Below are 12115 nucleotides of genomic sequence, written 5' to 3'. Positions count from 1 at the left end.
TTTCGATCTACCTGACCGAAACCACCAACAGGATCAAACCACCACCCTGCCAGCCCGGCACATTCTACTCAGCTTTTGCTGAATTGCAACCTCTTAATTTTAATAACTTATTGATTTATAAGAAATTTAATCAAGGGCTAGCGCCGAAGAAGGGGCGCATTATAGAGAGCCAAACAGTAAGGTCAACCACTAATTGAGACCACCCGTAAATTCCCTCAACCTCAAAAGCAAAAGGCCGCTGGAGCTTACGCTCCAGCGGCCTTTTTAGTTCTGCTCAATAACAATCAGGCCGCTTTGTGCCGACGCAAACGCAGAAGATATTGTACCGGCCCCGAAACCGCGTACACCAAGAAGATGATCAACAGAATTCGTGGCGGATCACTGAACACTACGGCAAACAGCAGCACTACAACAAGGATAGCCACAAAAGGCACGCGCCCTTTCAGATCCAGATCCTTAAAGCTGTTGTACTTAATATTGCTGACCATGAGCATCCCGGCAGCAGCCACCAAGACAGCTACAACGAAAGCCATATTGGAGCCCTTGATACCGAAATCACTGAACGCCCAGACAGTACCCGCAACAACTCCCGCAGCAGCCGGACTGGCCAAACCAATAAAGTAGCGCTTGTCAGTACTGCCGATCTGAGTATTGAAACGAGCCAGCCTCAATGCCGCTCCCGCTACATAGATGAAAGCGACCATCCAGCCAACCTTACCCAAACTTCCAAGCGCCCACTCGAACGCCAGCAATGCCGGAGCGACACCAAACGCCACCATATCGGACAGCGAGTCATACTCGGCACCGAAGGCACTTTGGGTGTTGGTCAGGCGCGCAACACGCCCATCGATACCATCAAGCACCATCGCGACGAACACTGCGGCCGCCGCAACATAGAAGTTGCCGTTCATGGCGTTGACGATTGCGTAAAAACCGGCAAAGAGGTTGGCAGTGGTAAACAGGTTAGGCAGTAAATAGATTCCACGATGGCGGACCTTGCGGCCCTCGGCGTCATGGCCTTCTTCAATATGCTCATCAACAGGCAGCAGACTGTCTGCATCGGCACCAGACTGCGACTCATCAGGACGTTCGTTCATGAACTACACCTTGCAGCTAATTTTAAAAATCCACAGGCACTGACAACACATCCGCATCACAGTGCCCGTAACAGTATTGCCCTTTATACCAGAAGCAACGTCGCACCATGAAAAAACGCGGCCTAGGCCGCGTTTTTCTACTGCACCAAAAATTAGTTTTTGGTTTTGTCTACGATTTTGTTTGCCGCAATCCAAGGCATCATCGCACGCAGTTTCTCACCCACAACTTCAATGCCATGAGCAGCATTGTTGCGGCGATAGGCAGTCATGGAAGGATAGTTGGTAGCACCTTCGCTGATGAACATCTTCGCGTACTCACCGTTCTGGATACGCTTCAGAGCGTTACGCATGGCAGCACGGGACTGTTCGTTGATAACTTCTGGGCCGGTTACGTATTCGCCGTACTCAGCGTTATTGGAAATCGAGTAGTTCATGTTGGCGATACCGCCTTCGAACATGAGGTCAACGATCAGCTTCAGCTCATGCAAGCACTCGAAGTAAGCCATTTCCGGCGCATAACCAGCGTCGACCAGCGTTTCGAAACCAGCTTTAACCAGCTCAACGCAACCGCCACACAGAACAGCCTGCTCACCGAACAGGTCAGTTTCAGTTTCATCTTTGAAGGTGGTTTCGATGATACCAGTACGGCCGCCACCAACACCCGAAGCGTAGGACAGAGCAACGTTTTTAGCGTTGCCGGAAGCATCCTGATAAACAGCGATCAGATCAGGAATACCGCCGCCTTTTACGAACTCGCTACGAACGGTGTGACCCGGAGCTTTCGGCGCGATCATGATTACGTCCAAATCAGCACGTGGCACGACCTGGTTGTAGTGGATCGAGAAACCGTGAGCAAAAGCCAGAGTTGCGCCTTTTTTCAGGTTAGGCTCGATTTCGTCACGGTACAGACGGCCCTGGAACTCGTCTGGAGTCAGGATCATTACCACATCAGCAGAAGCAACAGCTTCTTTAACTTCGCTTACTTTCAGGCCATGAGCTTCAGCCTTGGCAACAGAAGTGGAGCCAGCACGCAGACCAACAACGACATCCACGCCTGAATCTTTCAGGTTGCAAGCGTGAGCGTGACCTTGAGAGCCGTAGCCAATGATGGCGACTTTTTTGCCCTGGATGATCGAGAGGTCACAGTCTTTGTCGTAATACACTTTCATGGAAAACTCCTGCTTACCTGGCCTTACAGCCATACATTAATTGGTTAAATGCTAAGTACTTTATCGCCACGAGCAATGCCCGTTACGCCACTGCGTACGGTTTCCAGAATCGACGTCGTGCCGATGGCCTGGATAAAGCTGTCCAGCTTGTCGCTAGTGCCGGCCAACTGGATGGTGTACACGCTGCTTGTCACATCAACGATCTGTCCACGAAAGATGTCGGTAGTGCGTTTGACCTCAGCACGCTGAGCGCCAGTGGCCTTAACTTTTACCAACATCAATTCGCGTTCAACGTGAGCGCTTTCCGACAGATCAACCAGCTTTACTACCTCAATCAACTTATTGAGGTTCTTGGTGATCTGCTCAATCACTTCATCTTGACCAACAGTGGTCAGCGTCAGACGCGACAGCGTCGGGTCTTCAGTCGGTGCCACGGTCAGGCTTTCGATGTTGTAGTTACGCTGGGAGAACAACCCCACAACACGAGACAACGCACCTGGTTCGTTTTCCAGCAGCAGAGAAATAATGTGTCGCATGATCAGGTACGCTCCGTCTTGCTCAGCCACATGTCACGCATTGTTCCGCCGCGAATCTGCATTGGGTAGACGTGCTCACTGGTATCTACTTGGATATCAAGGAAGACCAAGCGGTTTTTCAGAGAAAATGCCTCTTCCATTTTCGGCTTCAGGTCTTTCAGATCCGTAATACGGATACCGACATGACCATAAGCCTCAGCCAACTTGACGAAGTCAGGCAGGGATTCCATGTAGGAGTGGGAGTAACGGCTGTTGTATTGCATGTCCTGCCATTGGCGAACCATGCCCAGCGCACCATTATTCAGGTTGATGATCTTGACCGGCAGATCGTATTGCAGGCAAGTCGACAGCTCCTGAATATTCATCTGGATACTGCCCTCACCCGTCACACAGGCTACGTCAGCATCCGGGAAATTCATTTTAACCCCCATGGCCGCAGGGAAACCAAAGCCCATGGTGCCTAGACCGCCCGAGTTGATCCAGCGGTTTGGCTTGTTAAAACGGTAGTACTGAGCAGCAAACATCTGGTGCTGACCAACATCAGAGGCAACGAATGCATCGCCGTTGGTGACTTCACACAGTGTTTCGATAACAGTTTGTGGCTTGATGATGCTGCCATCGCCCTTGTTGTAAGGGAACAGTCCGCGATCACCGCGCCACTCATCAATTTGCTTCCACCAGGCAGCCTGCACTTCTTTATTCGGGGTTTCACCGATTTCTTTAAGAATTGCGACCATCTCGGTCAGCACGCTGTCGACTGGACCAACAATTGGAATGTCGGCTTTTACCGTTTTGGAAATGGATGCAGGGTCAATGTCGACGTGAATGATTTTGGCATTCGGGCAGAACTTGGCCGCTGTCTCGCCATTGATTACACGGTCATCGAAACGAGCACCGACTGCAAAGATAACATCAGCATGGTGCATGGCCAGGTTCGCGGTGTAGCTACCGTGCATCCCCAACATACCAACGAACTGACGGTCAGTACCCGGATACCCACCCAAGCCCATCAGGGTGTTGGTTACGGGTACATTGAGCATACGCGCAACTTCTGTCAGCGGCTCAGAAGCATTACCCATAATCACGCCGCCACCGGAGTAGATGATCGGGCGTTTAGCCGCCAACAGCATTTCAGCCGCTTTGCGAATCTGACCTGAATGGCCACGCAGGGCTGGGCTGTAGGAGCGCAGCTTCACTTTTTTCGGATACGAGTACTCGAACTTTTGAGTCGGATCACCCATATCTTTTGGAATATCAATCACCACAGGACCTGGACGGCCAGACTGGGCGATATAGAACGCCTTTTTGATAACTTCTGGGATTTCCGAAGGATGCTTGATGATGAAGCTGTGCTTCACGATCGGACGGGAAATACCGACCATGTCGGTTTCCTGGAATGCATCCGTACCCACCATGCTGCTATTCACCTGCCCCGAGATGATAACCATCGGGATGGAATCCATGTAGGCAGTGGCAATACCTGTGATGGCATTGGTCGCACCCGGGCCAGATGTCACCAGTACAACACCGGCTTTACCGGTTGCACGGGCATAACCATCAGCCATGTGAGTAGCAGCCTGCTCGTGACGCACCAGGATGTGAGTTACTTCATCCTGTTTGAACAGAGCGTCGTAAATATGCAGAAGGGCACCACCTGGATACCCATAGATGTACTTAACGCCTTCGTCACGCAACGAGCGGACGACCATTTCAGCGCCAGATAAAAGCTCCACGTTGTTCACCTCTAAAACGCTAGAAAACCGCTCACTCAAAGAGACGGCCCAAGATAGGTTTACTGCCAGCAAAGCATGAGCGACGGTGGTCGCCGACTACGTCAGCTACTACTGAGCAAGTATTGGGAATGCTCCTAGGTGTTGCGGAGCTTTCCCACCCAGCGCGAGGTAACGCGTTGCGGGTGTAACAGGTCGGCGCGGGTAGCACCTCATGTCTACTGAGCTAAAGCCTGCTTGCGGCGGACTCCACTACAGCGAATATAGAATTGTTCGGATTCGACACACTCAAGTCAAGTAATCCTTGCTGAAATCTGAATTATTCTGAAGTGACTCAGCGCATGATGACGAAATGATGTTTTTCGTTATAGTTAGCTGAACCCTAGCCAGCCTAGCCATCATTAAGGAATCACCATGCGTCGCATGATTGTTGTCAGCAGCCTGCTACTGAGTCTGAGCGCCAGTGTCATGGCCGGACAGGTTTACAAATGGGTGGATGCACAAGGTGTAACCCACTTCGGCGCACAACCACCCCAAGGGCAGGCGTCAACTAGCATCAATGTGTCTGTGCCACAGCCTAAACAGCCTACGCTCGAACCCAAAGCGGCGCCGACATTCGACGAGATTGCCGACCCGCAGCAAGCCGAAATCGACAAGAAGGTCAAAGCTGAGGTTGCCGCCAAAGAAGCTGAGCGCAAGCAATACTGCCAGGATGCCCGACAGAATCTGGCGCAACTTGAGAATAATCCCCACCTACGAATCGATGTGGGCGGCGAGATCAAGCGACTCAGTGAAGATGAGCGTCAATCCCGCATTAGCGATCTGCGCAAGTCAATTGGCGAGCACTGCAAATAAGCAGTGTTAGCCAGCCCCGCCTGTAATGATCTGATCAAATTCCCCAAGCAGACGGATCAGCTCCGCCGCGCGTGACGGCTCCTCAATGAATACCTGCTCTGCCATAGGCTTGATTCCGGATACCGATGGCAGAGCCTCTCCCGCCTCAATGATTGACTTCATGCGAGGCAGGAAAATCCACTGTAGCCACTGATCAAAATCCATGAGATCAACACAGAATGGCTCAGGACTAGCAAGCGCCTCCTCATCAGGAGACTCCTCTTTCCACCAGCCCTGTACGCGTAACTCTCGCTCGATGAGCAGCAACTGATCCGTGATTTGCTGTATACGCTGATCCATTAGGAGCTTACCCGCGCTTGTTCACGTGCCTGAGCCGCCCCTGCAGCATCGCCCTGGCGTTCGCGGGCTTGGGCGATAAGATTCCATAGGCTGGCCTGCAAAGCCGGACGCCCATTGGCGTAGCTCAGTCCACGTCGAGCAAACTGTTCAGCTTGGGCCGCATCACCCTGCGCTAGCCGAACCTCCGCCAAGTGATAAAGCACTTGCGGCTCACGGGGAGCAATACGCTGAGCACGCTCAAGGTTCGAGGCAGCGCCATCCAGGTCACCACTGCCTTGCAACTGCTGAGCGGTGGTCAACAAAGCCAGAACCGGCCCATCAAGCTGTTCGTCAACAGCGAGTGCCGTACTAGGGATACCTGTCGGCGCAGGCGCGCTGTAATTGCTTGCAGGCGCTGCAGATGTACCGGCAGACCACGGCTGAGTGGTTGAACCCGCATCCAGCGGCGCACCACTGGTAGCTGCTGGGAAAGTCTGAATCGGAGCAGTGCTAGTGCCACCTGGCACCATGACAACCACACCAGAATCTTCAGGTATCGACTGAGACTGAGCTTGCGACTGAGCGGCGGTATAACCCGTTGAAGAGGAGCGCTGAGCGCCCGATACCGGCGTACTTCCATCCACCACAGGAATAGATCCGGGCGGGACACTGCTACAGCCCGCCAGAACCAACGAGGCCGTCACTACTGGAACCAACCATTTACTCACAGCTCATCCTCTCTATTTAGTCCAACCAGCCGCGAACCCAATCCATTACCTCATTCACAGGCGCCTGAATACCACAACCAGGCCCGGCCGGCGGCTGGCTGCCGCGAATGTAAGGCATCTGCACTGCATTTGGGCAACTTTGATCACTGCCTTGCCCGGTATTTGCATCTACCCACGCCATCACGACATTATCAGGTAGCGGCATATCCAGCGGTAGTGGGTCTGCCCTACGCATAAAATCTGTCCAGACTTGTAGCGCCCCGGTTGCACCGGTCAACAGTGTCGGACCGTTGTCATCACGACCAAGCCAAACCACTGCGAGCAAATCCTGACTAAAGCCAGCAAACCAACTGTCACGGGAATCGTTACTGGTACCCGTTTTACCCGCCAACGCTACAGATCGTGGCAATTGGTTGTATACCGATCGCCCAGTGCCCTCTGACATGGTTTTACGCATGGCGTTCTGTAATAAATAGATTGCACCACTATCGAAGCGTTGCTGAATCTGAAACGGATAACGCTTAAGCGGTTCACCATTCGCCGTTAACACACTCCGGATACCACGCAGAGGCGTATTGAAGCCACCATTAGCCAGTGTCTGATACATGCCAGCCACACCAATCGGACTCATGCCCCCGGCACCCAACAACATAGACGGATAGGCCGGCCAGTCCTGTTGCGCCCCCATTCGGCCCAGGGTTTTCAGCACCTCAGGAACACCCAACTCCATCCCCAATCGGGCAGTAGAAAGGTTGTAAGAGTTGACCAGCCCCTTATACAAAAAGATCGAACCATGCGCCTTGCGGTCGTAGTTCTGTGGCGTCCACGACTGACCGCCCGACTTGATAGTAAACGGCTGATCCTCAACAAAACTGGTTAAGGTGTAACGACTAGGACGCTCAAGTGCCGTGAGATAGATTGCAGGTTTAATCAAAGAACCAATCGGCCGTACAGCATCCAAAGCACGGTTGAAGCCTGCGAAGCGCGGTTGACGGCTACCAATGACAGCCTGAATTTCACCACTCTCTGGGCTTGTTACCACCATCCCTGCTTCTACATGCTCGACACCTTTGCGACCGGCCAAACGCTTAAGCGTATCAGCCAGAGCAGCTTCAGCTTTGAGCTGGATAATGGGGTCAAAACTGGTAAAGATGCGCAAGCCTTCTTCTGTAAGATCCTGCTCCTGATAGTCCTCGCGTAGCTGACGCTTGACCAAATCAAGAAAGGCTGGGAACGAGCTGTCGGCCATGCTGCCACGGGGTGTAATGCCCAGCGGTTTTTGTTTTGCTGCGTTGACCTCTTCAGCGCTGGCAACGCCCTGCTCAGCCAGAAGGTCGAGCACCAAGTTACGCCGTTCAAGCGCGCGCTCTGGATTACGCCGCGGATTGTAGTAAGTCGGCCCCTTAACCATACCAACGAGCAGCGCAACCTGATCCAGCTTCAACTCGGATAACGGCTGACTGAAGAAGTATTGGCTGGCCAGACCGAAGCCATGCACAGCGCGTTGCCCGTCCTGACCGAGGAACACCTCATTCAAGTAGGCCTCAAGAATTTCTCGCTTGTCGTAATGCAACTCAAGCAACACCGCCATCATGGCTTCTGTGGCTTTGCGACTGAGGCTACGCTCATTGGTCAGGTAGAAGTTCTTAACCAACTGCTGAGTCAGGGTACTACCACCCTGACGAAGCTGCCCTGCTGTGGCGTTAATCCACATGGCACGGGCGATTCCCTTGGGTGAAACACCAAAGTGGTTGAAGAACTCCCGGTCTTCGACAGCCACCAGTGTTTCGATTAGATAAGGGGGTACCTGATCCAACTGAATCAACAGCCGATCTTCCTGATGAGCCGGATACAGCCCACCAATCAACATCGGCTCTAGGCGGGCTACCGCTAGGTTTTCACCATTAGCCTTAGTTAACCCCGCCACATAGTCGCCTGAAAAACGAACTCGCACACGTTGAGACGGCTCCATACCGTCATAGAACTGAAAACCACGGGAGTGCAATTCAATGGCGTTGCCAGCCACTGAAACACCACCCGGCCCTGAGACAGATGCTTCGCGCCGGTAGCCTAGGGCATCCAACTCTTTCAGGAAGTCATCCTTGGCGAGCTTCTCACCTACAAAGAGTTCAAGAGGTCGGGCATACACCTTTGCAGGGACAGTCCACCGCTTGCCGGAAAACTTTTCCTGCACAACTGCATCGAGATAAACCGCAAATACGGCGAGCACCACCAAGCCTACCAAGCCGAGTTTTAAAAACCAGCCAAGCCAAGGGCGCATGCCGCCTGAGCGACGTTTAGATTTGGGACGGGAAGATCGAGTACGTGTCATGGCGCGGCATTATACGCACTTTGATCTCAGACCAGCAGGCATAGGCCAATGTTTGCAGACAAGCGTCGAACGGCCATAATGGCGTTCTATTATCAGCAATTGCCAAGGATCGACCGTGAGTCAAGCACTGATCGCCTCATTGCAAAACCCGGCTCTTTACCCTCACCCGGTTGAAGAGTTCCAAGTCATCGAGACCCATATTTCCTGGGTTATTCTCACCGGTCCTTTTGTTTACAAAATCAAGAAACCGGCGAATTTCGGCTTCCTTGACTTCACCTCATTGGATGCACGGCAGCACTTCTGCAAAGAAGAGCTACGCCTCAACCAGCGCCTGACCAAGGACCTCTACCTGGAGGTCCTGCCAATTACAGGCAGCATTGATAACCCCATCATTGGCGGCGACGGCGTTGCTATCGAATACGCGCTAAAAATGCGCCAATTCTCGCAAAGCCAGCTCTTGAGTGCCGTTCAGGCCCGTGGCGAGCTGAATGAAAATCACATCGATGATCTGGCTCGACAAATCGCCGAATTCCATAGCAGCACACCGGCAGTCTCCCCTGATCACCCACTGTGCAGCCCTGAAGCAATCATGGCGCCGATGCGCCAAAACTTTGCTCAAATCCGTCCTATGCTCAGCGATGCGGCCGACCTGCAACAACTGGATGCATTGGAAAGCTGGACAGAAGACAACTACGAACGACTTCTGCCGGCGCTGAAGAAGCGCGTCAGCGATGGCTCGATCCGCGAATGTCATGGCGATATTCATCTCGGTAATGCAACCCTGCACAACAACGAAGTTGTGCTCTTCGACTGCATCGAGTTCAACGAAGAGTTCCGCCTAATTGATGTTGCACTGGATGCAGCCTTCCTTGCTATGGACCTCGAAGATCGTGGTCTGAAAGCTCATTCCCGGCGCTTCATCAATGCCTGGCTCGAACACACAGGCGATTACGACGCCCTGGAGCTGCTGAACTTCTATAAAGCTTATCGCGCGCTAGTCAGGGCCAAAGTTGCCCTGTTCAGCCTTGCTCACCAGACCGATGCCGTTCAGAAAGCCGTGACACTGCGCCAATACCGCAACTACGCCAACCTGGCTGAAAGCTACAGCGCTATTCCAAGCCGCGTACTGGCTATCACCCACGGCGTATCCGGCGTTGGCAAAAGCCACGTCGCAATGCGTTTAGTAGAAGCGCTAGGCGCTATCCGACTACGTTCAGATGTAGAACGTAAGCGCCTACTTGGTGAACAGCCCGCCGACGCGAAAGACACGCTCGGTGCAGGCATTTATAGTGATCAGGCCACCACTGACACTTACGCACGCCTGCATCAACTTGCACAGAAAGCATTACAAGCGGGATTTCCAGTAGTCATTGATGCAACCTATCTGAAGCTGGCCCAGCGTCAAGATGCTTGCAAAGTGGCAGAGGCGTCCGGTGCGCCCTTCCTGATCATTGAATGCCAAGCCCCTGATGAAGTTATCAGCGAATGGATCAAGCAACGCCAGATCGAAGCCAATGACCCATCCGATGCCACCCTGGAGGTTGTTCACGCTCAGCAAGCTAGCCAGGAAGCTCTGACCGACGAAGAACGGCCACAATCCCGAAACGTTCAAACCCATATAAGTAACAGCCTGGACGAGCTGGTAGCCCAGATTCGTCAACGCTTGCCCGGCATTTAACGGACAGGGTAAATAAGGCAGTTTCTACCTACAGCTCTATACTCATGGGGACGGCTCCTAGGAGAGTTCCCATGAGTACACCACGGCAATTGAATAGCCAACTCTATGTGCTCATTCGTGATGAGGAATTAGGGGCATTCAACACGCAGCGCCCCCATAACGTCGACCTAAGCAACGATGACTTTCGAGGCTTGGATCTGCCTTCCCTAAACCCAAACAATATCGATTTTAGCAATGCCTATTTCAGCGGTGCCGATCTGCGCGGGTTTGATCTGCGTACCTGCCTACTGGAAGGCGCCAGCCTTGCTCAGGTACAGATATTAGGCACTTACTTTCCTACTGCAGTGACTGCAGACGAGATCCTAATATCAGTCAACTTCGGCACACGCCTTCGTTACCGGACGCATCAGCCATTCAAACGCCATTAATTCGTCACACAGCACGCAACAGGATTTCAAAAAAGGCAAAACGCCACAATTCTGGCACCATCGTTTATAATGAAAGCGTTTGCCAACACCTATTCAGAATAAGTCCTGCTGTTGAGATGTCAGATGAGTGACGAATTGATCAATTTGAAGAATCTAGGAAAAACTTCCGTCCTTTGGCTGCACGCCGTTGGTATCCATAATGCCAACGACCTACGTCGACTCGGCCCCGTCAGTGCTTATCATGCTGTACGTGCACGTGGGTTCAGGGCGTCAAAAGTCCTGTTGTATGCAATGGAAGGGGCTCTGCAAGACATTCATTGGAACGACCTGTCCCCGCAGCAGAAAGCAGACCTCGACAAGCAGCTGGAAAATCTCACTGCACGCAGTAAAGCCTGATAACTATGACTATCGGCGAATACACGCAGGAAGATGCTCGCAACCACCTCCATCCATCAGCCCCTCCCATGCGCCGCAAAGGGCTGTACGAATCAATGCGCAAAAAAGTGTGTACTTTGTGTTGACATGCAAATGAGAATTGTTATTATTATCTCAACTGGTCGCGAGATCAGCCGATAAGCTCTAGAGACCTTCAGTCGGACTCTTCAGGTTATCTCCTCATCAGGCTAATCACGGTTTTTGACCCGGCACTTTGCCGGGTCTTTTTTTGCCTGTAATAAAGCCCCTTACGCCTAAATTGCCCACCGACAGCTGTTAAGACTGCCGCAGAGGACACATGGAGGCACTTTTGTTTATATGAGTTTATAACTTGAAATGAGGCGGGCATTCGAACCGGCTAGGCGGTCTAACTTACAACGGGGGTCAGAGCCAGGTGTATGCCTGGCTCATTCTTGCTTTTAATCTGCGGTCTTCAGAGCGTCAGCTGCGACAGCTTTAACACCTTTAATTTCAGAAGCCTTAGCGATTGCCAAATCGCGCTCAGCTGAAGTTGCCACAACGCCAGACAAAGAAACCACACCTTTATTGGTTTCGACTTTGATATCGATGCCGCTCAGGTTGCTATCTGCGAGGAATGTCGATTTGACCTTGCTGGTGATCCAGGTATCGGTCACTGCGTCTTCCGCTTTGTTCAAAGTCGTCTCTGCGGCCAGCATGACCGGCTGAGCGGCGCGTGTACCCTCAGCCATCGCTTGCCCTGCCAACATCACGCTTATTAAGCCTGAAGCAATAGTAACGGCTGCGTATTGTTTGATTGGTAATTTCATGACTGTCGCCTCCTGCATGGA

Annotated in this window: 12 protein-coding genes; 4 read left to right on the top strand and 8 right to left on the bottom strand. The window is 52.5% G+C overall.

What is annotated here, in order from left to right:
* Window positions 1-284 precede the first annotated feature (284 nt).
* The 4 genes from pssA to WG219_05620 form a co-directional block, all read right to left on the bottom strand.
* On the bottom strand, window positions 285-1097 hold the full coding sequence (gene pssA, locus WG219_05635) for a CDP-diacylglycerol--serine O-phosphatidyltransferase (protein WXL26954.1): 813 nt from the start codon (window positions 1095-1097) through the stop codon (window positions 285-287).
* 152 nt (window positions 1098-1249) lie between these two features.
* Window positions 1250-2266, bottom strand: coding sequence for a ketol-acid reductoisomerase (gene ilvC, locus WG219_05630; protein WXL26953.1), 1017 nt, complete (start codon window positions 2264-2266; stop codon window positions 1250-1252).
* Window positions 2267-2310: 44 nt separating this feature from the next.
* On the bottom strand, window positions 2311-2802 hold the full coding sequence (gene ilvN / locus WG219_05625) for an acetolactate synthase small subunit (GenBank protein WXL26952.1): 492 nt from the start codon (window positions 2800-2802) through the stop codon (window positions 2311-2313).
* A 2-nt stretch (window positions 2803-2804) separates the two neighbouring features.
* Window positions 2805-4535, bottom strand: a complete 1731-nt coding sequence (locus WG219_05620) for an acetolactate synthase 3 large subunit (protein ID WXL26951.1) — start codon at window positions 4533-4535, stop codon at window positions 2805-2807.
* A 411-nt stretch (window positions 4536-4946) separates the two neighbouring features.
* Between WG219_05620 and WG219_05615 the strand changes: the two genes are divergently transcribed.
* On the top strand, window positions 4947-5387 hold the full coding sequence (locus tag WG219_05615; protein WXL26950.1) for a DUF4124 domain-containing protein: 441 nt from the start codon (window positions 4947-4949) through the stop codon (window positions 5385-5387).
* Window positions 5388-5393: 6 nt separating this feature from the next.
* On the opposite strand, the gene WG219_05610 is transcribed toward WG219_05615, so the two are convergent.
* From WG219_05610 to mrcB, 3 genes are read right to left on the bottom strand one after another with little or no spacing between them, the layout of a single operon-like run.
* Window positions 5394-5726 (bottom strand): YqcC family protein, encoded by a 333-nt coding sequence (locus tag WG219_05610; GenBank protein WXL26949.1) that lies wholly within the window; start codon window positions 5724-5726, stop codon window positions 5394-5396.
* Window positions 5726-6433 (bottom strand): tetratricopeptide repeat protein, encoded by a 708-nt coding sequence (locus tag WG219_05605; protein ID WXL26948.1) that lies wholly within the window; start codon window positions 6431-6433, stop codon window positions 5726-5728. Before WG219_05605 ends, WG219_05610 begins: the two co-directional genes overlap by 1 nt.
* Before the next feature lie 16 nt (window positions 6434-6449).
* Window positions 6450-8765: a penicillin-binding protein 1B gene (mrcB, locus tag WG219_05600; GenBank protein ID WXL26947.1), complete on the bottom strand. Its 2316-nt coding sequence runs from the start codon at window positions 8763-8765 to the stop codon at window positions 6450-6452.
* A gap of 115 nt (window positions 8766-8880) precedes the next feature.
* Between mrcB and WG219_05595 the strand changes: the two genes are divergently transcribed.
* The 3 genes from WG219_05595 (at window position 8881) to WG219_05585 (ending at window position 11267) form a co-directional block, all read left to right on the top strand.
* Window positions 8881-10443 carry an AAA family ATPase gene (locus tag WG219_05595; protein ID WXL26946.1) on the top strand — a complete coding sequence of 521 codons (1563 nt, stop codon included), beginning with the start codon at window positions 8881-8883 and terminating at the stop codon, window positions 10441-10443.
* Window positions 10444-10514: 71 nt separating this feature from the next.
* The gene (locus tag WG219_05590) at window positions 10515-10871 is read left to right on the top strand and encodes a pentapeptide repeat-containing protein (protein ID WXL26945.1); all 357 of its coding nucleotides are present in this window, start codon (window positions 10515-10517) and stop codon (window positions 10869-10871) included.
* A gap of 123 nt (window positions 10872-10994) precedes the next feature.
* Complete coding sequence (locus WG219_05585) at window positions 10995-11267, top strand: TfoX/Sxy family protein (GenBank protein WXL26944.1); 273 nt, start codon at window positions 10995-10997, stop codon at window positions 11265-11267.
* Window positions 11268-11725: 458 nt separating this feature from the next.
* Here WG219_05585 and WG219_05580 read toward each other — a convergent pair whose 3' ends face one another.
* Window positions 11726-12034 carry a BON domain-containing protein gene (locus WG219_05580; GenBank protein WXL27946.1) on the bottom strand — a complete coding sequence of 103 codons (309 nt, stop codon included), beginning with the start codon at window positions 12032-12034 and terminating at the stop codon, window positions 11726-11728.
* Between the last annotated feature and the right edge of the window lie 81 nt (window positions 12035-12115).

This window comes from Pseudomonas mendocina (assembly GCA_037482215.1).
Taxonomy (GTDB): Bacteria; Pseudomonadota; Gammaproteobacteria; order Pseudomonadales; family Pseudomonadaceae; genus Aquipseudomonas; species Aquipseudomonas mendocina_E.
This window is presented reverse-complemented; position numbering and strand designations above follow the sequence as displayed.

What these genes read in the sequence shown, in the direction of transcription:
- WG219_05615 (WXL26950.1), top strand. Translation starts at nt 4,947, where the DNA reads ATGCGTCGCATGATTGTTGTCAGCAGCCTGCTACTGAGTCTGAGCGCC.
- pssA (WXL26954.1), bottom strand. Translation starts at nt 1,097, where the DNA reads ATGAACGAACGTCCTGATGAGTCGCAGTCTGGTGCCGATGCAGACAGT.
- WG219_05610 (WXL26949.1), bottom strand. Translation starts at nt 5,726, where the DNA reads ATGGATCAGCGTATACAGCAAATCACGGATCAGTTGCTGCTCATCGAG.
- ilvN (WXL26952.1), bottom strand. Translation starts at nt 2,802, where the DNA reads ATGCGACACATTATTTCTCTGCTGCTGGAAAACGAACCAGGTGCGTTG.
- WG219_05580 (WXL27946.1), bottom strand. Translation starts at nt 12,034, where the DNA reads ATGTTGGCAGGGCAAGCGATGGCTGAGGGTACACGCGCCGCTCAGCCG.
- WG219_05590 (WXL26945.1), top strand. Translation starts at nt 10,515, where the DNA reads ATGAGTACACCACGGCAATTGAATAGCCAACTCTATGTGCTCATTCGT.
- WG219_05585 (WXL26944.1), top strand. Translation starts at nt 10,995, where the DNA reads ATGAGTGACGAATTGATCAATTTGAAGAATCTAGGAAAAACTTCCGTC.
- mrcB (WXL26947.1), bottom strand. Translation starts at nt 8,765, where the DNA reads ATGACACGTACTCGATCTTCCCGTCCCAAATCTAAACGTCGCTCAGGC.
- ilvC (WXL26953.1), bottom strand. Translation starts at nt 2,266, where the DNA reads ATGAAAGTGTATTACGACAAAGACTGTGACCTCTCGATCATCCAGGGC.